Source organism: Streptomyces sp. NPDC002867 (assembly GCF_053591895.1).
On record NZ_JBSFUR010000068.1, the window covers coordinates 1 to 23,476 of the forward strand.

Below are 23,476 nucleotides of genomic sequence, written 5' to 3' on the forward strand. Positions count from 1 at the left end.
GCAGCACGTGGAGGCCGTCGCTCACCGCGTTCAGGCCGAGGGCCGCCGCGTCGCTCCCGTCGGCGACGAGAGCGTCGGGGAACAGCCGGGCGAGCCGGGCCGGAGCCCGGCGGCCGGCCGGATGCGTGCGTGTGAGGCCGGACGGTCAGGCGGCCAGCCCCAGGGCGGCCATCCGCTTGGTGTGCGCCTTGGTGATCCGGGAGAACATCTCGCCGACCGCGGCCAGGTCGAAGCCGTCCGCCACACCGCCCACGAGCATCGTCGAGAGCGCGTCGCGTTCGGCGACGACCCGCTGCGCCTGGGACAGCGCCTCGCCCATCAGCCGCCGCGCCCACAGGGCGAGCCGGCCGCCGACGCGCGGGTCGGCCTCGATCGCGGCGCGCACCTTCTCGACGGCGAAGTTGCCGTGACCGGTGTCGTCGAGGACGGCCAGCACCAGGGCACGGGTGTCGCTGTCCAGACGGGCCGCGACCTCGCGGTAGAAGTCGCTGGCGATCGAGTCGCCGACATACGCCTTGACCAGGCCCTCCAGCCAGTCCGACGGAGCGGTCTGGCGGTGGAAGTCGTCCAGTGCCTGGGCGAACGGCTCCATCGACGTCGTCGGCTCCGCCTCGATGGCCGTCAGCCGGTCCCGCAGCCGCTCGAAGTGGTGGAACTCCGCCGAGGCCATCTTCGCCAGCTCCGCCTTGTCGCCGAGCGTGGGCGCGAGCTTCGCGTCCTCGGCGAGGCGCTCGAAGGCCGCCAGCTCGCCGTACGCGAGCGCGCCCAGCAGGTCCACGACAGCGGCGCGGTACTGGGGGTCTGCGGAGGCCGCGGCCCAGTCCTGGGCGGCGATCCCGGTGTGTTCAGTGGCGTTGTCAGGCGTGTCCATGGAGCGCACAATAGCCCGCCCGCCGATCGGGGGAAGGGCCTGGTCAGCCGTGCCCCGAAGACGTTTCCCGGGAATTGCCCCAACACACATGCGCGATTCCGGGGTACAGTGGTAAGGCGCCTGCTGAGCATCAGCTTTTTTGTCTGCTCGGTGGGCCGTCTGATGAATGAGGATGCCCGGTCGGTGGCCCGATCGGCTCCGACCCGACCGCCCTCCACGCGGACAGTGCGCACACAGGTGCGTGCGACCGCAGATGAGGGTCCCTCCAGCGGCTCGACGCTCGAGCGACGGCAGTGGTCCCGCGCCATCCGGCCAATCCACGGCCGGCCCAGTACCCAGGTGCGGTACGACCCCCAGCGTTCGCCTCGCGCCGCGTCTCACAGAAGAGGCAACACCCTGACTACGCAGCCCAAGACTTTCCGGGATCTCGGGATCCTCCCCGAGACCGCCGAGGCCCTCGAGGCCGTCGGCATCGTTTCCCCCTTCCCCATCCAGGAGATGACGCTCCCCGTCGCACTCTCCGGCACCGACGTCATCGGCCAGGCCAAGACCGGCACCGGCAAGACGCTCGGTTTCGGCCTGCCGCTGCTGGAGCGCGTCACCGTCCCCGCGGACGTCGAGGCCGGCCGGGCCCGGCCCGAGGAGCTGACCGACGCCCCGCAGGCGCTGGTGGTCGTCCCCACCCGCGAGCTGTGCACCCAGGTCACCAACGACCTGCTGACCGCCGGCAAGGTGCGTAACGTCCGTGTGCTCGCCATCTACGGCGGCCGGGCGTACGAGCCCCAGGTCGAGGCGCTCAAGAAGGGCGTCGACGTGATCGTCGGCACCCCCGGGCGCCTGCTCGACCTGGCGGGCCAGAAGAAGCTGAACCTCTCGCATGTGCGCGCGCTCGTCCTCGACGAGGCCGACGAGATGCTCGACCTGGGCTTCCTGCCCGACGTCGAGAAGATCATCCAGCTGCTGCCCGCGCGCCGCCAGACCATGCTGTTCTCGGCGACCATGCCGGGCGCGGTCATCGGCCTCGCCCGCCGCTACATGTCGCAGCCCACGCACATCCGCGCCACCGCGCCGGACGACGAGGGCGCGACCGTCGCCAACATCACGCAGCGCGTCTACCGCGCGCACTCCATGGACAAGCCGGAGATGGTCTCCCGCATCCTGCAGGCCGAGGGCCGCGGGCTGGCGATGATCTTCTGCCGTACGAAGCGGACCGCCGCGGACATCGCCGACCAGCTGGCCCAGCGCGGCTTCGCCTCGGGCGCGGTCCACGGCGACCTCGGCCAGGGCGCGCGCGAGCAGGCGCTGCGGGCCTTCCGCAACGGCAAGGTGGACGTGCTGGTGTGCACCGACGTCGCCGCGCGCGGCATCGACGTCGAGGGTGTCACGCACGTCATCAACTACCAGTCGCCCGAGGACGAGAAGACCTACCTCCACCGCGTCGGCCGCACCGGCCGCGCGGGCGCGAGCGGCACCGCCGTGACGCTGGTCGACTGGGACGACATCCCGCGCTGGCAGCTGATCAACAAGGCGCTGGACCTGAAGTTCCCCGACCCGGTCGAGACGTACTCCACGTCCCCGCACCTGTTCGAGGAGTTGAACATCCCGGCGGGCACCAAGGGCGTCCTGCCCCGCGCCGAGCGCACCCGCGCCGGTCTCGCGGCGGAGGAGCTCGAGGACCTGGGCGAGACGGGTGGCCGCGGCCGCCGGTCGGCGCCGACCGCCGTGCGTGAGGAGCGCCCGGAGCGTACGCGTACGCCGCGTCAGCGGCGGCGTACGCGCGGCGGGACCGAGGTGGACGCGCCGTCCGTGCCGGAGCAGTCCGCCGGCCCCGCCGAGGAGCCGACGCAGCCGCGCACGCCGCGCCGCCGTCGCCGCACCCGCGTGAGCGCGCAGGCGTCGCCGGAGGCGACGGCCGCGGTGGCGACGGTCGAGGCCGCCGTGACCGTTGCCGAGCCCGCCGTCGAGGCGGAGGAGGCACCCCGTCCGCCGCGCCGCCGCACCCGTGCGTCGCAGGCGGTCGAGGCGTCGGCGTCCACCGTGGTCACGCAGACCACGACGGTCGCGGAGACGGCGGAGCCCGCGGAGGAGAAGCCGCGCCGCCGCCGCACGCGGGCCGCGACGCCCGAGGCCGAGGTCGAGCAGGCGGCTGCCGCGGTGGCCGTCCAGGAGCCGGAGGCGGAGCCCACGCCGCGCCGCCGCACCCGCGCGACGAAGGCGGTCGACACCGCCGAGGGCACGGAGCCGGAGGCCAAGCCGCGCCGCACCCGCGCGACGAAGGCGGTCGACACCGCCGAGGGCACGGAGCCGGAGGCCAAGCCGCGCCGCACGCGTGCGACGAAGGCGGTCGAGGAGGCGGAGGGCACGGAGTCCAAGCCCCGCCGCACCCGCGCCACCAAGGCCGCCGACACCGCCGAGGCCGCGGAGCCGGAGGCCAAGCCCCGCCGCACCCGCGCCGCCAAGGCGGTCGAGACGGCGGAAGGCACCGAGCCCGAGGCGAAGCCCCGTCGCACGCGTACGCGCAAGGCGGCGGAGCCGAAGGCCACGGCGGCCGCCGGTACGGCGGCCGAGGCGGAGGCGGAGCCCAAGCCGCGCCGCACCCGCACGCGCAAGGCCGTGGCGCAGCCCGAGAGCTGACGCCACCCGCACGACGAGACGGCCCGGCCCCCGGAGGGGGTCCGGGCCGTCGGCCTTTCCCCACCCCGCCCCTTCCGGTGACGGGGGCCTCAGGGGGTCCGCCCCGGAACCCGCCGTACGGCCCCGTCCCGCGGGCGCCCCCTCCTCGGCCCCGCGCTAGCCTCGGGACCATGAGCCGGCCGCCCACCTTCGTACCGCCCGCCTGTGCCCGGTCCCTCCTCCTGCCGACCGTGCGGGGTGACTTCGCCGTGCTCGACGCGCGGCCGCCCTCCGGAAGCGTGCGCGGCACCGTGCTGATGCTGCCCGGGTACACGGGGAGCAAGGAGGACTTCATCGCCCTGCTCGAACCACTCGCCGACGCCGGTTACCGGGCCGTCGCGGTCGACGGGCGCGGCCAGTACGAGACCGACGGCCCCTGCGACCAGAAGGCCTATGCCCAGGGCGAGTTGGCCCGTGACGTGCTGGCACAGGCCGCGGCAGCCGGCGGAAGCGTGCATCTCGTCGGGCATTCGCTCGGCGGGCAGATCGCTCGCGCCGCCGTGCTCCTGGATTCCTCGCCGTTCCTGACGTTCACTCTGATGTCCTCCGGCCCCGCCGAGATCAGTCCGGCCCAGCGGCAGCGGGTGGAGCTGCTCGCCGACGCGCTCGGCGTGATGACGATGGACGAGGTCTGGTCGGCCATGCAGGCCATGGAGGCAGTCGCTCCGGAGGATCTCGACGCGTCACGGAACGGCGACCGGGAGGACCTGCGGCGGCGCTGGCTGCGCCACAACCCCGCCCAACTGCTCGCCACGGGACGGCAGCTGACCTCCGAGCCGGACCGGATCGACGAGCTCGCCGCGGTGCGGCCGCTGCCCAAGCACGTGCTGTCCGGGGAACGCGACGACACCTGGCCCGTCCCGCTGCTGGACGAGATGGCGCGCCGGCTCGGCGCGCACCGGACCGTCGTCGCGGGCGCCGAGCACTCGCCGAACACCGACCGCCCCCGGGAGACCGCGGAGGCCCTGCTGCGGTTCTGGGACCGGCAGTGACCGATCTCTCAGAACTGGGACTGCAGGTGCTGCCAGAAGCCGTCCCGCAGCGCACGCCGCAGGACCGCGTGTCCGCGCAGTGACCGCTGGAGGAGCTGTTCCGCCTCGATCAGCAGGTCCTGGTCCACAGGACCCGGCAGGTAGGGGTGGCCGGGCAACAGCTCGGCCATCGCGTCACGCCCCCGCTCCCCCAGCCAGTTCGCCGCGATCCGGGCACCGATGAAGCGCACCTCGTCACGGGAGGGCGGTGGCGCGCCCTCGTTCTCGTACGTCGTGACGGGCCGGCGGGTGATGTAGGGGCGGCAGAAGTCGAGGTCGAACGTCCGCCTGCTGTCGACTTCCCAGAGCAGCGGCTCCGCCTGGTTGCCGCCCTCGGCGGCCTCGATGCCCCACAGATGGACGCGTGCCCCGTAGCCCTGCGCCGCCTCGACCGCCGAGACGAGGTCCTCGTCGCCGCCGATGAGGGCCGCGTCGCTGATGGCGCGGTGCCGGGCGAGGGACTCCAGGTCGGAGCGGATCAGGGAGTCGACGCCCTTCTGCTGGTTGTTCGCGTTGAGGTTGCCGAGGCGCACCTTGACGTCGGGCAGCTCCGCGATGGACTGCTGCTCGGGGGTGTGGATACGGCGCCGGGCGCCGTCGTACCAGTACACCCGCAGCAGGCGGCTGTCGGCGAAGATCGTGCGCGCCTTGTCGATGAAGGCCTCGATCAGCCCCTCGGCGTCGAGGTCGAAGGCCCTCCGGTCCTCGGTGCCCACCACCAGCAACCCGGCCGCAGCATAGACGTAACCGGCGTCGACGAAGATGGCATGGGTCGAAGGGGTCGTGGCGACCTCGGCGAGCATCCGCTGCAGGAGCTCATTGGTGCGCTCCAGGCGGGCGGCGATGCGGGCGATTTCAGCGTCGTTCATACGAGGCTCATTGTCCGTGTCCGGAGCACTACCCGCCAGTAGTTAGGCATCCGAAAAATTTCCTTAGCGTAGGGAATGTTTGCAGGATGCACTGCGTTGTGGACCTGTGTACGCAGACGGAGAATTCCGTCTGTCAGCAGTTCTCCTTCAGGAGGATCAGACGAAGGGAGAAGCCGTGCGCTTCGAGATCATGCGACTGGACGACGTCGACGGCACCGCCGTGGACAGCACCGTCGTGGACGCCGCCTCCGTCAACCGGATCGTGCAGCAAGCCGCTTCCATCGGCCAGCGCATCCTCATCCGGCCTGCCGAAACCTCGGCTTCGTAACCCTGACGAGCCTTACGCGACGCGCCCCCGTACGGAGATCCGTACGGGGGCGCGGCGTGTCGTGGGGCCTCGCCTCAGGCGCCCTGGATCACCTGCCGGACGCCGTTGATGATCTGCTGCACGGCGATCGCGGAGAGCATCATGCCCGCGAGCCGGGTCACCAGCACGACACCGCCGTCCTTGATCACGCGGATGATCACCAGCGAGTAGCGCATGGTCAGCCAGAGCACGACGTGCATCGCGGCGATGGCCGCCCACACCGACAGCTGCTCACCGGCGGTGTCCGCGTGCTGGACCGCCAGGATGACCGAGACGATCGCGCCCGGGCCGGCGAGCAGCGGCATGCCGAGCGGCACCAGGGCGACGTTGACGTCCTTGGTCTGCTTGGGCTCGTCGGTCTTGCCCGTGAGCAGGTCGAGCGCGATCAGCAGCAGGAGCAGTCCACCGGCGATCATCAGCGCCGGCACGGAGACGTGCAGGTAGTCCAGGATCTGCTGGCCGAGGATGCCGAAGACGGTGATCACGCCGAAGGCGACGGCAACGGCCTGCCAGGCCATCCGGCGCTGCACCTTGGTGGCGCGTCCGGAGGTCAGGGCGAGGAAGATCGGGGTGATCCCGGGGGGATCCATGATGACGAAGAGGGTGAGGAAGAGGGAGCCGAAGACGGCGGCGTCGAACACGGTGAAGGGCCTTGCGGGAGAGGGGTGTACGAAGGGCGGCGGGTCCTACGGGCGCGTTCCGCCCGTACCCGGCACCGGGAACGCGCCCGTGGCGCGGCGGGTGATCTCGCCGTAGATCTCCGGGTCGGTGGTGTACTCGCCGAGCCGGCAGGTCTTGCGGCTGCCGTGGTAGTCACTGGAGCCGGTCGTCAGCAGACCGAGCTCCCCGGCGAGGCCGCGCAGCCGTGTGCGCGCCGCCTCGTCGTGGTCCACGTGGTCGACCTCTATGCCGTCGAGCCCGTGCACGGCCAGTTCGGCGATGACGCTCTCGGGCACCGTGCGGCCGCGCTTGACCGCGAGCGGATGCGCGAAGACGGTGACCCCGCCGGCGGCCTTGACGAGGCGGATGGCCGTGAACGGGTCGAGCTCGTGCTTCTCGACGTACGCCCGGCCGCCGTCCGCGAGCCAGGCGGGCGTGAAGGCGTCGGACACGGAGTCCACGACGCCGAGTTCGACCAGGGCCTCCGCGATGTGCGGGCGGCCGACGGAGCCGTCACCGGCGATACGGGCGACCTGCGTCCACTCGACGGGGACGCCGAGTTCCTGGAGCTTGCCGACCATGGCCCGGGCGCGCGGCACGCGGTCGTCGCGTACGAGCTCGCGCTCGCGCAGCAGTTCGGGCTCCTCCGGGTCGAAGAGGTACGCCAGCATGTGCAGCCCGACGCCGTCGAGGCGGCAGGACAGCTCGGCGCCCGTGACGAGGGTGAGTCCCTCGGGGAGGGCGGCGGCGGCCTCGGCGTGGCCGCGGGTGGTGTCGTGGTCGGTGAGGGCGACGACGTCCAGGCCGGCAACGGCGGCTCCGTGCACCAGCTCGGCCGGGCTGTCCGTACCGTCCGAGGCCGTGGAGTGGGTGTGCAGGTCGATGCGCACGCGTGGCTCCGGGGCTCGGGACGGACATGGGGACGATCCAGGATAACCGGCCCGGACGCCCTGTCCGCGCCATGCACCGGCTCCAGGCGTAAGGCGACCCATCCGCTCCGGCCCCTTACCTGATCGAGGCGAACGCGGCGTGTGTCGCGCCTACGACAGCAGCCGCGGCGACAGTGCCCCGCAGGGCAGCAGCTCCACTTCGGCGCCCGCGTCCCGCAGGTCCGTCAGCACCAGCTCGTCGTACATCAGCAGCCCCGACTGCTCGGGCCACACGACGGCCCACAGCCACAGCCCCCGCGCCTCGCCGGCGAACACGGCGCGGTCCTCCGGCGCGCCCGCCACATGCCACAGCGGGGTCGGACGGCCGGCGGCCAGCATCTTGACCTGCGGTGAGCTGTCCACGCGGATGTGCGAGCCGGGGTCGGGGCCGTCGATGCCCGCGTACCGGGCGCCGAGTCCGACGCCCAGCTCCTCGGCGACGAGCAGGAGTTCACCGAGGCCGCCGAGAGGCCCGGGGCCCGAGCACGCCACGGCGGTGGCCCGGCCGCCGCTGCGGTCGTCGCCCGCGTAGGCGACGCCCGTGAACAGCCACCCGACCGGCAGCGGCCAGGGCATCCACACGGGAACCCGTGCGCGGTGCACCACGACACCGAGGGCCTCGACACTGGGCGGGATCACCGGCTGCAGCGGGTGCACGGCGCCGTGCACATCGCACTGCCAGGAGTCGGCAAAGAGACCGGGCGCCCTCACCCGGCCACCGCACTTCGGGCAACTGGGTTCGCCCCTCATAGGGGTCAACGGTCCTCCCCGGCAGACGCCGCGTCAAGGACGATCACCCGTCCGGAGCGTGCCTCCGGGCGACAGAAATAGGCGCAACATGCATTAATTAGCGTGCCTAACTTACTGTTTGCAGGGAGCACGCATCCGGATGGAGAAGCCGCCTCCCCGTCCGGGACCTCCGGCTCCGTCGGGGCGGTGACCGAGCCCGGGCCCGGCGCGCCTCGCTCACCCGTGAGGCCGAGGAGTCGGCACCCCGGCACGCCACCGAGGACGGCGTCACCGTCTTCGCCAATTGACCTCAGGCAGGCCCGGTTTGGGGCCGTCAGTCCAGGGCCACGGACCTGCGCAGCGGATCGCGCAGGTCCGTGCCGCGCGCGAGCCAGCGCTCCTGAAGCTCCGCGGCTCCGTGCACACGCTTCCACGCGGCCTCGTTGGACGTCATCGGCAGCAGCGGGAGGAACCGCACGGGGTCCATCGGCTCGTCGAGCTCCAGGTCCTCCACCAGACCGCCCGGCTCCGCCACCAGCACCGAGCTGAACGGCGCACCCGGCCACAGCGGTTCACCGACGTCGAGCGAGGCGCCCGGGGCCACGACGACTCCCTCGACCTGGGGGGAGGCGGCCAGCACGGCGAGGGGCCGCAGCACCTTGTCCGTGTCGGCGAGCCCGGCCCGCACCGAGAGGATCAGCTCCGCGCGCGGACCCGCGACCGGGTCGGCGAAGGCCGCGGTGGGGTCCGTCATCGGCTGGGCGGACATGCCGAGGGTGACGTACCTCACGACGCCCTCGCCGTCGCCGCGGAAGCGCAGGACCTCGATGCGGTCCGTACCGAGGAAGGTGACCGCGGCGCGCGCGTCCGGTTCACCGAGGGCGCTGTGCAGCCGGGCCTCGACCAGAGCAAGAACATCGTTCATCTCGCGAGCATAAAACGCGTAGGGAACGGGCAAACACAGGGATTGACCCGTAGTCGGCTGATAGGCTTGGCCGCTGGTCGGGCAGTACGCCGGGGGATCACCCTCCGACAGCAGCCGGAGGCGCGCTCTCCGGTCCCGACGACACGTCATCCCCCAAGGGGGACCGGCCGGAGGAGGTGAGGCTGCGGTGGATCGAAGTCGATCGTGCAGTACCAGCAGCTCTTCCGCACGGCACCGCTCCTCGCGCCACGTCTGATCAGGCGATACGCGGACCGGTGAGCTGAGGCCTTCCCGCACGGGCCGACGGCAATTCGCACACGGAAGAGCACTTCGTTTTTGCCTGTCTGTAGCGAACGCCGTCACCGCGACCCTGCGGTGCCGCCCGCTTTGCGGACGTATGTCTCACGTCCCCATTCCGGGCTGTGCCACGCCATTCGCCGACGGCCTCTCCGTGAAGGAGCCAGCCATGTCGATGATCCGTGACCTGCGTGCAGCGGTCCGCCCGGCCCTGCGCAAGAGCAACACCCCGTACAGCACGTACGACGCGACGCGCGACCCGTCCGCCTCCAGCGCGGTGGTCGACTGCGCCGTCTACCGCGACGGCAAGCGGCTGGAGAGCGACGCCTGCCAGACGCCGCACGAGGCGATGCTGCGGGTGCGCGAGGGCGGCGGCTTCGCGTGGATCGGGCTGCACGAGCCGACGGAGGCCGAATTCGCGGGCATCGCCGCCGAGTTCGGGCTCCACCCGCTCGCCGTCGAGGACGCGGTCCACGCCCACCAGCGGCCCAAGCTGGAGCGGTACGACGACACCCTGTTCACCGTCTTCAAGACCATCCACTACGTCGAGCACGCCGAACTGACCGCGACCAGCGAGGTCGTGGAGACCGGCGAGGTGATGGTCTTCACCGGACGGGACTTCGTCATCACGGTCCGGCACGGCGGCAAGGGCTCGCTGCGCGCGCTGCGGCACGGTCTGCAGAAGGACGCCGAGCTGCTGGCCAAGGGCCCGTCGGCGGTGCTGCACGCCATCGCCGACCATGTCGTCGACGGCTACATCGCGGTCGCCGCGGCGGTGCAGGACGACATCGACGAGGTCGAGATCGACGTGTTCTCCGCACCCGCGAAGGGCAGCCCGCGCGGCAGCGACGCCGGGCGGATCTACCAGCTCAAGCGGGAGGTGCTGGAGTTCAAGCGGGCCGTGTCGCCGCTGCTGCGGCCGATGCAGCTGCTGAGCGAGCGGCCGATGCGGCTGGTCGACCCGGACATCCAGAAGTACTTCCGCGACGTCGCGGACCACCTCGCCCGGGTGCAGGAAGAGGTCATCGGCTTCGACGAGTTGCTGAACTCCATCCTCCAGGCCAACCTGGCGCAGGCGACCGTCGCGCAGAACGAGGACATGCGCAAGATCACCTCCTGGGCGGCCATCATCGCCGTGCCCACGGCGGTCTGCGGGATCTACGGCATGAACTTCGACCACATGCCGGAGCTGCACTGGCAGTACGGCTACCCCATGGTGCTCACCGGGATCGCCGGCGTCTGTCTCATGATCCACCGCACTCTGAAGCGCAACGGCTGGCTGTGACCGGCCGGCCGGTCGATAGGCTGCGGGCATGACATCCCATCTCGGCCAGGCGCTCGTCGAGGAGGCCACCAAGAAGTCCGGCCTCATCTGGGTGCGCGGCGACGGCCCGGCGCGCGCCCTGTGGCACGTGTGGCACGAGGGCGCCGCGCACGTCGTCGGCGACGGCCCCGGCGAGCAGCCGCTGCCCGGCCTGACCGACGGCGGGACCGCCGAGGTCACCGTCCGCAGCAAGGACAAGGGCGGCCGGCTGGTCGCGTGGACGGCCGCCGTACGCGAACTCGCACCGGGCACGGAAGCGTGGGAGGGGGCCGTGGGCGAGCTCAAGGGCAAGCGGCTGAACGCGCCCGACGCGGAGCGGATGACGGAGCGCTGGGCACGCGAGTGCCGTGTCCTGCGGCTGGAGCCGCGCGGCACGACGAACGAGCTCCCGGACGACTCCCTGTCGGCGCCGCCGCTCCCGAGTCCCGCCGTCACCCGCCGCCCCATCCCGGCGGCCCTGCCGAGGCTCCTCCTGAAGCGCCGCGCCCACCGCGCCTAGCCAGGCCCTGCGGCAGCGACCTGCGCGCGACGTCCCCGCCGACGGGGGCGTCTCCCACCGGACGCCGGCACAGTCTGTCCGTCGTCACCGACGCGACCGCCCGGCGACGGGCTGCGCGACCAGCCGGGGTGCGGACCGCACCCGCCGGACGCCTGCACGTGAGCGGTCCACCGGGCGCGCGGCGGCGGCGCGAGAGGCCGCAGGTGCATGACGCACGCGGCGAAGCCGCGCCGTTGCGCGCGGGTGCGCCGAGCCGCACATGATCCGCCGCGCGGAGCACCGGCCGCGGCGTCGGCCTCTTACTCATCGCGCGGCCGAGCAGCCGTTCGGTGCCCGGCCCGGCACCATGGAAGGGAGCGGACGAGGAGGGCAGCATGGTCACGCTGCACATCGAGCACGCGATCACCGACCTCACCACCTGGAAGGCCGCGTTCGACCGGTACGCCGCCTTCCGCCGGAAACACGGCGTGCGCGCGTACCGCGTCCAGCAGCCCGTCGACAATCCGGCGTACATCGTCGTCGACCTCGAGTTCGCCACCGCCGGTGAGGCCGAGCGCTTCCGTGACGCGCTCGTCACGGACGTCTGGCCGTCGCGCGAGAAGGCGCCCGCGCTGATCGGCACGCCCGTGACGAGGGTCCTCGACCTCGTCGAGGAGGGCTAGTCCCCCGAGGTCTTCGGCAGCTGGCCGCCGTAGTCCAGCATCTCGTCCTCCGACGGCTCGGCCAGCTCGAAGTCCTTGTCCCAGTCCCCGAGCGTGAGCACCCCCGCGCCGCCCGCCCGCGTGAACTGCAGCGGGTACGGCTTGCCTGTCAGCGACACGGCCAGCACGCCCCCCTCGCCCTTGGCGGCGAGGACCTTGATGGCCCGTATGCCCCCCACCTGGGTCCGGTCCCCCTTGCTCAGCTCGCCCTGCATGCCGAGCAGCCCGTCGAGCAGCACGTCCATGTCCGTGAAGCCGCGGAACTGCTTGTACGAGGGGTCCCCCTGCGGCACCTTCACGTACTTGTCCTCGAGCTTGTCCGCGACCTCCTCGTCGGAGCTGCTCGGCTCCTCGCCGTCCTTGCCGTCCGCGCGGCTCCAGAAGCCGGCGTCGGCCTTCAGGAAGAGGGTGTCGCCGATACGCAGCAGTTCGAAGGCGTTCTCCTTCGACGTCACCGACCCGGTGCCGCCGTCCTGCTTGAGCCGCATGTTCAGCTTGTACGTGCCGCCCTTGCTGACCAGCGTGCCCGACAGCCGCACCGCGGTGGCCCCGTCGGCGGCCACCCGCGCCTTGTTCTCGATCTCCTGAGCCGTCAGCTTGCCGATCCCGTTGGTGCCCGCGTCCGGATCCTCGTCGCACGCCGTGACCCCGGTGGTCAGCCCGGCACACAGCACGACGGCAAGCAGGGCACGACGGGCCCGGCCGGCCGAAAGGAGGGGAGTCACCAGCGCCCTGCCTCTCATCTTGGGGGGATGGCAGACCGCAGCGTACCTGTGCCGGGAACGGGGTCTTGCAGGGAGCCGGACGGACGTGAGACGGGGCGACGACGAACGGGACGGGCTAGCCTGAACCAGTCGAACAACGGCATTCCCGGTAAAGGAGGGGCCATGGCAGCAGGCGCCCCCCGGGTCTTCGTCTCGCACCTCGCGGGCGTACCCGTCTTCGACCCCAACGGCGACCAGGTCGGCCGCGTGCGCGACCTGGTGGCCATGCTGCGCGTCGGGCGGCGTCCGCCCCGGCTGCTGGGCCTCGTCGTCGAAGTGATCAGCCGCCGCCGTATCTTCCTGCCCATGACCCGGGTCACCGGCGTGGAATCGGGCCAGGTCATCACCACCGGCGTCCTGAACATGCGCCGCTTCGAGCAGCGCCCGACCGAACGCCTGGTGCTGGGCGAACTGCTCGACCGGCGGGTGCGCCTCGTGGAGACCGGCGAGGAGGCCACGGTCCTCGACGTGTCGATCCAGCAGCTGCCCGCCCGCCGCGACTGGGAGATCGACAAGGTCTTCGTACGCAAGGGCAGGGGCGGCGCGCTGCGCCGCAAGGGAGAGACGCTGACGCTCGAATGGTCCGCCGTCACCGGCTTCTCGCTGGAGGAGCACGGGCAGGGCGCCGAGAGCCTGCTCGCCACCTTCGAGCAGCTGCGCCCCGCCGACCTGGCCAACGTGCTGCACCACCTGTCCCCCAAGCGGCGCGCCGAGGTGGCCGCCGCGCTCGACGACGACCGGCTCGCCGACGTGCTGGAGGAACTCCCCGACGACGACCAGGTGGAGATCCTCGGCAAGCTCAAGGAGGAGCGCGCGGCCGACGTGCTGGAGGCCATGGACCCGGACGACGCCGCCGACCTGCTCTCCGAACTGCCCGAGGAGGACAAGGAACGGCTGCTCACGCTGATGCGCCCGGACGACGCGGCCGACGTGCGCCGGCTGCTGTCGTACGAGGAGCGCACGGCGGGCGGCCTGATGACGACCGAGCCGATCGTGCTGCGCCCGGACGCCACGGTCGCCGACGCGCTCGCCCGCGTCCGCCAGGCGGACCTCTCCCCCGCACTCGCCGCGCAGGTGTACGTGTGCCGGCCGCCGGACGAGACGCCGACGGGCAAGTTCCTGGGCACCGTGCACTTCCAGCGGCTGCTGCGGGACCCGCCGTTCACCCTCGTCAGCTCGATCGTCGACAGCGACCTGCCGCCGCTGTCGCCAGGCACCCCGCTGCCCGCCGTCACCAGCTATCTCGCCGCGTACAACATGGTCGCCGCGCCCGTCGTCGACGAGAGCGGCTCGCTGCTCGGTGCCGTCACCGTCGACGACGTGCTCGACCACCTGCTGCCGGAGGACTGGCGCGAGACCGAGTTCGAGGAGTCCGCCCATGGGTAGCGGCGGCGAGTTCGGATCGACCGAGCGGGGCGAGGCGCGCGAGCGCATGCCGGCGGGCGCGAGCGCCGCGTCGCGTAGCCGCGCACGGCTCGACCTGCCGCGAGCGCCGCGTCGCAGCCTGCTGCCCGAGTACGACCCCGAGGCGTTCGGGCGGCTGTCGGAGAAGATCGCGCGCTTCCTCGGCACGGGCCGGTTCCTCGTCTGGATGACGCTGACGATCATCGCGTGGGTGGTGTGGAACATCGGCGCGCCGAAGGACCTGCGCTTCGACGAGTACCCCTTCATCTTCCTCACGCTGATGCTGTCCCTGCAGGCCTCGTACGCGGCGCCGCTGATCCTCCTGGCGCAGAACCGGCAGGACGACCGCGACCGGGTCAACCTGGAGCAGGACCGCAAGCAGAACGAGCGGTCGATCGCCGACACCGAGTACCTGACCCGGGAGATCGCGGCGCTGCGCATGGGCCTCGGCGAGGTCGCGACGCGGGACTGGATCCGCTCCGAGTTCGAGGACCTGATCAAGGAGCTGGAGGAGCGGCGCACCGTATTCCCGTCCGAGCGTCCCGGGCACCGTGACGAAGGCGACCGCTGACAGGGCTTTCCCGAGGCGGGAGGCAGCGCCGTACCATCGTCCGTATGGTTACGGAAGACGCGGTGCTCGAGGCACTGGCGACAGTGAACGACCCCGAGATCAACCGACCGATCACCGACTTGGGCATGGTGAAATCGGTCGACATCGGGGACGACGGCACGGTCGCCGTCACGGTGTACCTCACCGTCTCGGGCTGCCCCATGCGCGAGACGATCACCAAGAACGTGACCGACGCGGTCGCCCGCGTCGACGGCGTCAGCCGTGTCGACGTCTCGCTCGACGTCATGAGCGACGAACAGCGCAAGGACCTGGCGGCGTCGCTCCGGGGCACGACCGCCGAGCGCGAGGTGCCGTTCGCCAAGCCCGGCTCGCTGACCCGCGTGTACGCGGTGGCCTCCGGCAAGGGCGGCGTCGGCAAGTCCTCGGTGACCGTGAACCTGGCGGCCGCGATGGCGGCCGACGGGCTGAAGGTCGGTGTGGTGGACGCCGACATCTACGGCCACAGCGTGCCGCGGATGCTGGGTGCGGACGGCCGTCCCACCCAGGTCGAGAACATGATCATGCCGCCGTCGGCGAACGGCGTGAAGGTCATCTCCATCGGCATGTTCACCCCGGGCAACGCGCCCGTGGTGTGGCGCGGACCGATGCTGCACCGCGCGCTCCAGCAGTTCCTCGCGGACGTGTACTGGGGCGACCTCGACGTACTGCTGCTCGACCTGCCGCCGGGCACGGGCGACATCGCGATCTCGGTCGCCCAGCTCGTGCCGAACGCCGAGATCCTCGTCGTCACCACGCCGCAGCAGGCGGCCGCCGAGGTCGCCGAGCGCGCCGGTTCCATCGCGGTGCAGACGCACCAGAAGATCGTGGGCGTCGTCGAGAACATGTCGGGCCTGCCGTGTCCGCACTGCGACGAGATGGTCGACGTCTTCGGCACCGGCGGGGGGCAGAAGGTCGCCGAGGGCCTGTCGCGGACGACCGGCACGACGGTGCCGGTGCTGGGATCGATCCCGATCGACGTACGCCTGCGCGAGGGCGGCGACGAGGGCAAGCCGGTCGTGCTCACCGACCCCGACTCCCCCGCGGGCTCGGCGCTGCGCACGATCGCGGGCAAGCTGGGCGGCCGCCAGCGTGGTCTGTCGGGCATGAGCCTGGGCATCACGCCGCGCAACAAGTTCTGATTCGCCGCGCCTCCGCGCGACGCATGGCGGGCTGATTCCCTGAAGGGAATCAGCCCGTCGTCGTATGCCCCGGGGCAGCCCGCGTCCGCAGCGCGGACGCAAAGGCACCGGCCCCGGTCAGTCCACGTACGCGGACACGTCCATCACCGAGAACCCGAGCCCGTACGCACTCATGCCGCGCCCGTACGCCCCGATGTGCACCCCGTTGTCCGTCGTCCCGGCGAGCACCCAGCCGAACTCCGACTCGCGGTAGTGGAACGGCGTCGGCACCCCGTCCACCGGCAGCGAGAGCATCGACCACGCGGGACCCGCCAGATCGTCCGCGAGCTCGAACGCCGTCTCCGTCTGCTGGTCCAGCCAGTCGTCGCGCCGCGAGTGGTCCAGCTGCGGCGGCCAGGTGTGCGCCAGCAGGCCCGAGCCCGCCAGCCAGGCCGCGGAGGAGGCCGTCGTGGCGTCCAGGACGCCCGTACCGTCGCCGCTGTGCCGGAGCGGACTCGCCGCGACCGTCACGACCACGGCGAAGCGCTCCTTCTCCCCTCCGGCCGCCTCGGACCGTATCGACGGCTCGTCACCGTGACCGATCGCGCCGTGCTGAACGGTTCCGTCCGCCGCGGTGCCCACCTGCATCAGCCGACGCGGGCCGGTGAAGACCTCGTCCAGCCCGTACCAGGGGAAGCTGGCGCTCATGAAGCCGTCGGCCGTACGCCGGGCAGCCGCCGCAGCCGTTCCCCCCTGCGTCGCACGGGGGCCGCTGCCGCCCTGGGCCGACTCATCGCCGGCCGCGTCCTGCGCCGTCACCCGACTCGTCGTCGCCATCTATCCGGCCGCCTCCTCTGTCGTTCGTTCCTTCAGCGGACCCGCCCCCCTCGGGCGTCCTCACTGCCGGACAGATGGAGAGAATAGCCACCCCGCCCCCGCGCGCAGGGGATGACGGTGCTCGGGCGTGCTCAGGTGGCGTCCGCGTCGAACGGCGGCCGCTCGTCCCGATCGGCGTTGTCGCGCTTCTTCAGCAGGTCGGGGCCGCCTGAGGGCGAGCCGTTCACCGCAGCCGGGACGGAGCCTTCGGACACGCCGGACGGCTCCTTGCCGTTGACGGCGTCCGCGACGTCGTTGATCTCCTTCTTGAGATCGAAACTGCTGCGGAGCTCCTTCAGTTCCTTGAGGTCCTCGTTCTCCGCGAGCTGCTTGCGCAGATACGTCTTGGGGTTGAGGTCCTCGAACTCGAAGTCCTTGAACTCCGGCCCCAGTTCGCTGCGGATGTCCTCCTTCGCGCTCTCGGAGAACGCGCGGACCTTCCGGATGAAGCGGGCGGCGTCCTGGATCACCTTCGGCAGCTTGTCGGGGCCGAAGACGAGCACGGCGAGGATCACGAGAGCCACCAGCTCCAGTCCGCCTATGTCATTGAACACCCTGCTGCTCCTCGTGTTCTCTGTGGCCCGCAGGTCGGATGGGATCCGGACCCGAACCACGGTACCTGGCGAAACTGTCGCCCCGGTACCGTCCGGACACCGCGCAGATGGTCATGAGCTGTCCGCCGAACCGAGGGTCAGCGCCATCGTCCGCTCCTCGCCGCCGCGCCTGATCGTGAGCTCCAGCCGGTCGCCCGGCCGGTGGGCGCGGATCTTGACGATGAGCTCCTCGCCGCTGTGCACCCGCTGGCCGTCGACCTTGGTGATGACGTCGCCCGGCTTGATGCCGGCCTTGTCGGCCGGGCCGCCGGGGGTGATCGACGGGGTGTCGTCCTTGCCCCGCTCGCCGACACGGGCCCCGTCGCCGGTGAACTTCATGTCGAGGCTGACCCCGATCACCGGGTGCGTGGCCTTGCCGGTGTTGATCAGCTCCTCCGCGACGCGCTTGCCCTGGTTGATCGGGATCGCGAAGCCGAGTCCGATCGAGCCTGCCTGGCCGCCCTCGGCGCCCGCCCCGGTGTCGGCTGCCCTGATCGCGCTGTTGATGCCGATGACCCGTGCCTTGCTGTCGACGAGGGGTCCGCCCGAGTTGCCCGGGTTTATCGGGGCGTCGGTCTGCAGCGCGTCGACATAGCTGACGTCGCTGCCGTCACCCTTCTCGCCGCCGGCCGTGATCGGGCGCTCCTTGGCGCTGATGATCCCGGAGGTGACGGTGTTCTGGAGGTCGAACGGTGCGCCGATGGCGACGACGGGGTCGCCGACCCGGACGTTGTCGGAGTTGCCAAGCGGCAGCGGCTTCAGTCCGGAGACGCCCGTGACCTTGACGACCGCGAGGTCGTACCCGCTGTCCTTGCCGACGAGGGTGGCCTCGGCCGTCTCCCCGCCGCTGAACGTGATCGTGATGTCGCCGGAGGTCCCCGCCGGGTCGACGACGTGGTTGTTGGTGAGGATGTGGCCCTGCCGGTCGAGGACGAAGCCGGTGCCCGTGCCCTGTTCGCCGCCGCCGCTGACGTGCAGCGTGACGACGCTGGGCAGGGCGCTGGCCGCGATGCCGGCGACGCTGTCGGGCGCGCGGTCCCCGCTCTCGCGGTCCGCCTGGGGGAGCTCCACCCGGGCGATGCCGCCGTTGCGCTCGACGTACGCGCCGATGGCGCCGCCCGCGCCGCCCGCGACGAGGGCGATGACGAGCGCGCCGATGAGCAGTGGACCGCGCCTGCGCTTCTTGGTGACCGGCTCGCCGGGCTCGGTGAGCGGCCGGCCCGGTGCGCTCCAGGGGTCGTACTGGAGCCACACGGAGTTCAGCGGCTGCGGCCGCTCGTCGGCGGCCGGCTGCGGGTGGTGGTGCATCTGCTGCTGCGGGTGCGGGGCGGCCGGCTCGGGCTGCGCCGACGGCAACGGGGCGGAGGGGGCGGCGTGCGGTGCCGGGTGCGCCGGGTGCGGGACGGTCTGCGGCGCTGCGTACTGCGGCGGCACGGGCGTGCCCTGCGCCGGGGTGGGGACCGGCCGCTGCACGGGGGGCGCGGGGGCCCAGGGGCCCGGGCCGCCGTAGGGCGGGGTGCTGTACGGGTCGGGCTCGTGCAGCGGAGTCGGCCTGGACGGAGCCGTCGCGACGGGCGTTGCGGGGGCGACGGCCGTGTCGGCGACGGAGGGTGCGGGGACGACGACCGTCTCGGCGGTCACCGGCTCGACGGGCGGTGCCGGGGCGACGACCGTGTCCGCGATGACGGGCTCGGCCAACTGCGGCGCGACCACCGCGTCCGACAAGGGCGGCTCTGCGGGCTGCTGCGGAACCGCTGTCGTCGGGGCCGTGGCCTCCACCGCCGCTTCCCGGCCCGTCTCGGGCGCGGGGGCCGACGGCTGCGCGTCGGCCGGCTCGGACTGCTCCGGCCCGGAAGGCGTCACCCGCACCGCGCTGGGGCGGCTCCACCACTTCGCCTTCGATCCGGTGGGCTTCCCGTCGTCCATGTTCTCCCCGCAAACTGCCGGCCTCTGCGGTACCCCCGCGGGGCACGCACCCAGGATTCAACCAGGTTTGCGAATCCCTGCGCAGGGACGCCGGTGCGTGCCGCCGTCAGCGCGGGGGCGCCATCGACGAGCCGGGGGCCGTCGGAGCCGCGAGATGCGTGGGGGCCGGGGTGGCGCTCGGTTGCGCGACCGACCCGATGGCCAGCGGGAACGCCGACACCGTCGGCTGTATCAGCGGCGGCAGGGCGGCGGAGTTGTACATCAGCAGCGCTGCCGTGTACGGGTGTGCCTGCTGCGGACTCGGCGGTGCGGTGGGCGGGACGGCGTGGAACGGACCGGTGTCCGGCTTGGCCGGCGTACCCGTCGTGCTCCGGCGACGGTCGCCCTCCACGCCGCGCAGGGAGACCGCGCCGCCGGTCGTCGTGGCGCCGGAGGAGGCACCGGCGGGCCCGGCGGACGCCGTGCGCACGGGGGTCACCTTGCTGCCACCGCTCTGGCCGCGGGCGCTCGTCTCACCGGAGACGTCCAGGGGGACGGCTCCGCCGAGCGCGATGGCGGCGAAGGACACGGCGCTGGCCGCGGCGAACGCGAAGCGTCGGCCGCGCCACGGGGAACGCTCAGCTTCCGCGCGGCCGACCTCGTGAATACGAAAGCCGCTGCCGGCACCCGGCAGGACCGCCGCGTGCGCGCCCTCGGGAACGTACGCGAAGGTCTCCCCGCGGGGTTCGCGGGTATGTCCCGCGGACGGGTTCAGAGCTCCGAGGACGCCGTCGGAGGGGCGGCCGCCGAACGGACCGCCGCGGTCGTCGTCGACGCCCGTGTCGGCGGGCAGCCCCTGGAGCCGGGCGAGCAGCCCCGCGGACAGCGGCGGCGGCGCGGACTGCGCGAACACGCTCTTGAGGCGGCGCTGGGCGTCCGCCTCCGCCTTGCACTTGGGGCAGGTCGCCAGATGCGCGAGGACACGGTCGCGCACGTCGTGTTTCAGCTCGCCGTCGACCAGTGCGGCGAGCCGGTCCCCCAGATGCTGCTCCGCGGGGGTCGGACTGGTGCCACTCACGCCGGTCCGACCTCCACGGCAAGGCCGACGACACCCGCCAGGGACCGCTGCTGCTCGGCACGGGCCTCGGGAGACCGGTGCTGCAGGGCCTTGCGCAGATGCGAGCGACCGCGGTGGATACGGCTGCGGACGGTGCCGAGCTTCACGCCCAGGGTCGCGGCGATCTCCTCGTACGACAGCCCCTCGATGTCGCAGAGCACCACGGCGGCGCGGAACTCCGGGGCGAGGGTGTCCAGCGCGTGCTGCACATCGGCGTCGAAGTGGGTGTCGTTGAAAACCTGCTGGGGGGACGGCTCGCGGCTGGGCAGACGCTCGGCCGCGTCGTCGCCGAGGGCGTCGAAACGGATGCGCTGCTTGCGGCGGACCATGTCCAGGAAGAGGTTCGTCGTGATGCGGTGGAGCCAGCCCTCGAACGTGCCGGGGGTGTACGTCGACAGCGAACGGAAGACGCGGACGAACACCTCCTGGGTGAGGTCCTCGGCGTCGTGCTGGTTGCCCGTGAGGCGGTAGGCCAGGCGGTAGACCCGAGCGCTGTGCGTGCTGACGATCTCCTCCCAGGTGGGAGGGGTCCACGCCTGCGATTCCGCATCCGATGCGAAGGTCGCGGTGGCTGCGGAGTCGGCGGGCACGGAACGGTCAGCGGTGTTGGTCACGGATTTGGGCTCACCCACCGACCTGAGGAAGCGCCTGAGCACTCCTCCCCGATCCGCAGGTGCAGCCGCACCTCCCCTGTCAGCTCTGGTGGTGTCCAGCGGAGCCCCTACCATAGCCACCTCGCCCGTTAGCTCCGGATAAGAATCTTTACGTGGATTTGGGTCCGTGGATCCGGCTCTGCGTCCGGCCCCGATCCACGTACTCTCCCCGTCCTTCCTCAACGTCCGGTCCCATCTGCGGGTTCCCGGGTGCAGCGGATACAGTCAGCGTCGCGCGAACTACGGGGACAGGAGAGGGTCATTACCGCCAACCGGCAGACGAGCTGGGCGTTCGCCGACGCCTTTGTCGCCGAGGACGACGCTCTGCGCTGGGCCCGCGAGCGGGCCCGGGAGGCAGGGCTGCCCTCGGTGTCGCCCGGCACCGGCTCCGCGCTGCGCCTGCTGGCCGCCACCGCCGACGCCAAGGCCGTGGCCGAGATCGGGACCGGGACCGGTGTCTCGGGGATCTACCTCTTGCAGGGCATGCGGCCCGACGGCGTGCTGACCACGGTCGACCTGGAGCCGGAGCGCCAGCAGTTCGCGCGGGAGGCGTTCCGCGCGGCCGGCTTCGCGGGGAACCGCGCGCGCTTCATCCCTGGCGGCGCGCTGGACGTCCTGCCACGGCTGGCCGACGGCGGATACGACCTCGTCTTCTGCGACGGGGACCGTACGGAGTCGCTGGACTATCTCGCTGAATCGTTGCGCCTGCTCCGTCCGGGCGGGCTGGTCTGCTTCGAGGGCGTGTTCGCGGACGGCCGCACCGTGGACTCGGCGGCGCAGCCGTCGGAGGTGCTGAGGGTCCGGGAGCTGCTGCGTACGGTGCGGGAGAGTCCCGAGCTGCTGCCGACACTGCTGCCGGTGGGCGACGGCCTGCTCTGCGCGGTCCGCCGCGGCTGACCGCTGCGCGGGGGCCGCTGTGCGCTACGGCGCCGGGACGCCGCCTGGTGACCGATGCGCGCCCCAGGCGGCCGCGCTCCGGGGCGGCCCAGGGCCCGCGCCCCCTCCGCGCGGCAGACGACCCGGGTGGAGAAAGCGCGCTGCCCCGGCACTTGCGTACCGGGGCAGGCGAAGAATCAGGACGCGTCAGCCGACGACCTTCTTCAGGGCGTCGCCCAGTGCGTCGGCTTCGTCCGGAGTCAGCTCGACGACAAGCCGACCGCCGCCTTCGAGCGGAACGCGCATGACGATGCCCCGCCCCTCCTTGGTCACCTCGAGCGGGCCGTCGCCCGTCCGCGGCTTCATGGCCGCCATGCTCGTTCCCCTTCCTGAAACCAGCTCATCGCAGCCGGCGGCCCCATGACAGGTGCTGTGTCACCGGCATCGAACACATTGCTTCCAGGCCATTATCCCGCATGGCGGGACCCAAAGACCAACATCAGTCGGCATCGCTTACGCAACGCGCTCTCGCAAAACCACCCAATTCGGCGATCGGCCTGCGATACTTCGCCGCGCTCCGAAGCCGCCGCGACAGGGTTTCTTTGACGCAGGTCACATGTCCCCGTCCGGCGATCTCCGCCATGCTGGGCCCCGACATTGCCGTCAGAACCGCAAAGGGGACCCACCATGGCCGACGCCGTGCTGTACGACGTGAGCGACGGACTCGCGACGATCACGATCAACCGGCCCGAGGCCATGAACGCCATGAACGTCGAGGCGAAGGTCGCGCTGCGGGACGCCGCTCGGGCCGCTGCCGCCGACCCCGGCGTACGCGCGGTCCTGCTCACGGCGACGGGCAAGGCGTTCTGCGTGGGGCAGGACCTCAAGGAGCACGTGGAGCTGCTGGCCGCCGACCGGGAGTCGGGCAGCGGCGGCACCATGACCACTGTGCGGGAGCACTACAACCCGATCGTCCGCGCGCTGACCGAGATGCCGAAGCCGGTCGTCGCGGGCGTGAACGGCGTCGCGGCCGGCGCCGGTCTGGGCTTCGCCCTCGCCGCCGACTACCGGATCGTGGCGGACACGGCGAAGTTCACGACGTCGTTCGCGGGTGTGGCGCTGACCGCCGACTCGGGGGTGTCGTGGACGCTGCCCCGGCTGATCGGCCAGAGCCGTGCGGCCGACCTGCTGCTGTTCCCGCGGTCGTTCTCCGCGCAGGAGGCGTACGACTGGGGCATCGCGAACCGGCTGGTCCCGGCGGACGAGCTGGCCTCTGAGGCGGCAGCCGTGGCCCGGGGGCTGGCCGAGGGGCCCACGGTGGCGTACGCGGCGCTCAAGGAGTCGCTGGCGTACGGCGCGAGCCGTTCGCTGAGCGAGGCGCTGGACAAGGAGGAGGAGCTGCAGTCGAAGGCGGGCGCCTCCGAGGACCACGCGATCGCCGTACAGGCCTTCCTGGCGAAGGAGAAGCCGAAGTACCTCGGGCGCTAGGCCCTCTCTTTCGGATCTTGCCGGGCTCGCGTGCCCTGGCACCGCACCTCTCCCCCGTAGCCCTTCGGGCACGGGAGGCGCCCCCAGCGTCGTCGTCAGTCCCCGACGTCCCCCAGCTACCGCTGGGAGGTGCCCCCACCGCGTGGACTCTCCCCCGGCCTTCGGCCGGGAGGTGCCCCCGTCCTCCGCCTTGCGAT

The 23,476-nt window shown here is 72.1% G+C and carries 24 protein-coding genes and 1 pseudogene; 11 read left to right on the forward strand and 14 right to left on the reverse strand.

What is annotated here, in order from left to right; translation table 11 throughout:
• Together ACWD0A_RS32455 and ACWD0A_RS32460 are read right to left on the reverse strand one after the other, a co-directional pair.
• Positions 1–100 (reverse strand): annotated as a pseudogene (locus ACWD0A_RS32455) (amidinotransferase); the annotation flags it as partial.
• A 45-nt stretch (positions 101–145) separates the two neighbouring features.
• Positions 146–871 carry a ferritin-like fold-containing protein gene (locus ACWD0A_RS32460; RefSeq protein WP_451303976.1) on the reverse strand — a complete coding sequence of 242 codons (726 nt, stop codon included), beginning with the start codon at positions 869–871 and terminating at the stop codon, positions 146–148.
• Between the two features lie 498 nt (positions 872–1,369).
• On the opposite strand from ACWD0A_RS32460, the gene ACWD0A_RS32465 reads away from it, so the two are divergent.
• Together ACWD0A_RS32465 and ACWD0A_RS32470 are read left to right on the forward strand one after the other, a co-directional pair.
• Positions 1,370–3,505 carry a DEAD/DEAH box helicase gene (locus tag ACWD0A_RS32465; RefSeq protein ID WP_451303978.1) on the forward strand — a complete coding sequence of 712 codons (2,136 nt, stop codon included), beginning with the start codon at positions 1,370–1,372 and terminating at the stop codon, positions 3,503–3,505.
• A 170-nt stretch (positions 3,506–3,675) separates the two neighbouring features.
• A complete protein-coding gene (locus ACWD0A_RS32470; RefSeq protein ID WP_451303980.1) occupies positions 3,676–4,536 on the forward strand; it encodes an alpha/beta fold hydrolase in 861 nt (286 codons plus the stop codon).
• Positions 4,537–4,544: 8 nt separating this feature from the next.
• Here the strand turns inward: ACWD0A_RS32470 and ACWD0A_RS32475 are convergent, their stop codons facing one another.
• Positions 4,545–5,444, reverse strand: a complete 900-nt coding sequence (locus ACWD0A_RS32475) for an NYN domain-containing protein (protein ID WP_451303982.1) — start codon at positions 5,442–5,444, stop codon at positions 4,545–4,547.
• A 175-nt stretch (positions 5,445–5,619) separates the two neighbouring features.
• On the opposite strand from ACWD0A_RS32475, the gene ACWD0A_RS32480 reads away from it, so the two are divergent.
• Complete coding sequence (locus ACWD0A_RS32480) at positions 5,620–5,772, forward strand: hypothetical protein (protein ID WP_177150633.1); 153 nt, start codon at positions 5,620–5,622, stop codon at positions 5,770–5,772.
• 74 nt (positions 5,773–5,846) lie between these two features.
• Here ACWD0A_RS32480 and ACWD0A_RS32485 read toward each other — a convergent pair whose 3' ends face one another.
• The 4 genes from ACWD0A_RS32485 to ACWD0A_RS32500 form a co-directional block, all read right to left on the reverse strand.
• Complete coding sequence (locus ACWD0A_RS32485) at positions 5,847–6,452, reverse strand: MarC family protein (protein WP_307713547.1); 606 nt, start codon at positions 6,450–6,452, stop codon at positions 5,847–5,849.
• Between the two features lie 45 nt (positions 6,453–6,497).
• Positions 6,498–7,361, reverse strand: coding sequence for a PHP domain-containing protein (locus tag ACWD0A_RS32490; RefSeq protein ID WP_451303985.1), 864 nt, complete (start codon positions 7,359–7,361; stop codon positions 6,498–6,500).
• Positions 7,362–7,511: 150 nt separating this feature from the next.
• Positions 7,512–8,150: a DUF6758 family protein gene (locus ACWD0A_RS32495; protein WP_451303987.1), complete on the reverse strand. Its 639-nt coding sequence runs from the start codon at positions 8,148–8,150 to the stop codon at positions 7,512–7,514.
• A 313-nt stretch (positions 8,151–8,463) separates the two neighbouring features.
• Positions 8,464–9,054, reverse strand: a complete 591-nt coding sequence (locus tag ACWD0A_RS32500; protein WP_451303989.1) for a suppressor of fused domain protein — start codon at positions 9,052–9,054, stop codon at positions 8,464–8,466.
• A 466-nt stretch (positions 9,055–9,520) separates the two neighbouring features.
• Between ACWD0A_RS32500 and ACWD0A_RS32505 the strand changes: the two genes are divergently transcribed.
• From ACWD0A_RS32505 to ACWD0A_RS32515, 3 genes are all read left to right on the forward strand, one after another.
• Positions 9,521–10,636, forward strand: a complete 1,116-nt coding sequence (locus ACWD0A_RS32505) for a magnesium and cobalt transport protein CorA (protein WP_451303991.1) — start codon at positions 9,521–9,523, stop codon at positions 10,634–10,636.
• Positions 10,637–10,664: 28 nt separating this feature from the next.
• Positions 10,665–11,174: a hypothetical protein gene (locus ACWD0A_RS32510; protein WP_451303993.1), complete on the forward strand. Its 510-nt coding sequence runs from the start codon at positions 10,665–10,667 to the stop codon at positions 11,172–11,174.
• Positions 11,175–11,548: 374 nt separating this feature from the next.
• Positions 11,549–11,836, forward strand: coding sequence for a hypothetical protein (locus ACWD0A_RS32515; RefSeq protein ID WP_307713553.1), 288 nt, complete (start codon positions 11,549–11,551; stop codon positions 11,834–11,836).
• Here the strand turns inward: ACWD0A_RS32515 and ACWD0A_RS32520 are convergent.
• Positions 11,833–12,600, reverse strand: a complete 768-nt coding sequence (locus ACWD0A_RS32520) for a hypothetical protein (protein ID WP_451303995.1) — start codon at positions 12,598–12,600, stop codon at positions 11,833–11,835. The two genes, ACWD0A_RS32515 and ACWD0A_RS32520, sit on opposite strands and share 4 nt — an antisense overlap.
• Before the next feature lie 162 nt (positions 12,601–12,762).
• Between ACWD0A_RS32520 and ACWD0A_RS32525 the strand changes: the two genes are divergently transcribed.
• The 3 genes from ACWD0A_RS32525 to ACWD0A_RS32535 are packed head-to-tail and all read left to right on the forward strand — an operon-like array spanning position 12,763 to position 15,792.
• Complete coding sequence (locus ACWD0A_RS32525) at positions 12,763–14,025, forward strand: magnesium transporter MgtE N-terminal domain-containing protein (RefSeq protein WP_307713555.1); 1,263 nt, start codon at positions 12,763–12,765, stop codon at positions 14,023–14,025.
• Positions 14,018–14,614 (forward strand): DUF1003 domain-containing protein, encoded by a 597-nt coding sequence (locus tag ACWD0A_RS32530; protein WP_451303997.1) that lies wholly within the window; start codon positions 14,018–14,020, stop codon positions 14,612–14,614. Before ACWD0A_RS32525 ends, ACWD0A_RS32530 begins: the two co-directional genes overlap by 8 nt.
• Positions 14,615–14,658: 44 nt before the next feature.
• Positions 14,659–15,792 (forward strand): Mrp/NBP35 family ATP-binding protein, encoded by a 1,134-nt coding sequence (locus tag ACWD0A_RS32535; protein WP_307713557.1) that lies wholly within the window; start codon positions 14,659–14,661, stop codon positions 15,790–15,792.
• A gap of 117 nt (positions 15,793–15,909) precedes the next feature.
• On the opposite strand, the gene ACWD0A_RS32540 is transcribed toward ACWD0A_RS32535, so the two are convergent.
• The 5 genes from ACWD0A_RS32540 to sigE form a co-directional block, all read right to left on the reverse strand.
• Positions 15,910–16,479, reverse strand: a complete 570-nt coding sequence (locus ACWD0A_RS32540) for a hypothetical protein (protein WP_451304007.1) — start codon at positions 16,477–16,479, stop codon at positions 15,910–15,912.
• Between the two features lie 260 nt (positions 16,480–16,739).
• Positions 16,740–17,201, reverse strand: coding sequence for a sec-independent translocase (locus tag ACWD0A_RS32545; RefSeq protein WP_451303999.1), 462 nt, complete (start codon positions 17,199–17,201; stop codon positions 16,740–16,742).
• A 111-nt stretch (positions 17,202–17,312) separates the two neighbouring features.
• The gene (locus tag ACWD0A_RS32550) at positions 17,313–19,166 is read right to left on the reverse strand and encodes a trypsin-like peptidase domain-containing protein (protein WP_451304001.1); all 1,854 of its coding nucleotides are present in this window, start codon (positions 19,164–19,166) and stop codon (positions 17,313–17,315) included.
• 106 nt (positions 19,167–19,272) lie between these two features.
• Complete coding sequence (locus ACWD0A_RS32555; protein WP_451304003.1) at positions 19,273–20,223, reverse strand: zf-HC2 domain-containing protein; 951 nt, start codon at positions 20,221–20,223, stop codon at positions 19,273–19,275.
• Positions 20,220–20,990 (reverse strand): RNA polymerase sigma factor SigE, encoded by a 771-nt coding sequence (gene sigE, locus ACWD0A_RS32560; RefSeq protein ID WP_451304009.1) that lies wholly within the window; start codon positions 20,988–20,990, stop codon positions 20,220–20,222. Before sigE ends, ACWD0A_RS32555 begins: the two co-directional genes overlap by 4 nt.
• A gap of 144 nt (positions 20,991–21,134) precedes the next feature.
• Between sigE and ACWD0A_RS32565 the strand changes: the two genes are divergently transcribed.
• On the forward strand, positions 21,135–21,812 hold the full coding sequence (locus tag ACWD0A_RS32565; protein ID WP_451304011.1) for an O-methyltransferase: 678 nt from the start codon (positions 21,135–21,137) through the stop codon (positions 21,810–21,812).
• A 186-nt stretch (positions 21,813–21,998) separates the two neighbouring features.
• Here ACWD0A_RS32565 and ACWD0A_RS32570 read toward each other — a convergent pair whose 3' ends face one another.
• Complete coding sequence (locus ACWD0A_RS32570) at positions 21,999–22,166, reverse strand: DUF3117 domain-containing protein (protein WP_003966491.1); 168 nt, start codon at positions 22,164–22,166, stop codon at positions 21,999–22,001.
• Between the two features lie 312 nt (positions 22,167–22,478).
• Here ACWD0A_RS32570 and chcB point away from each other — a divergent pair, with 312 nt between their 5' ends.
• The gene (gene chcB / locus ACWD0A_RS32575) at positions 22,479–23,279 is read left to right on the forward strand and encodes a 2-cyclohexenylcarbonyl CoA isomerase (protein ID WP_451304005.1); all 801 of its coding nucleotides are present in this window, start codon (positions 22,479–22,481) and stop codon (positions 23,277–23,279) included.
• Positions 23,280–23,476: the final 197 nt, after the last annotated feature.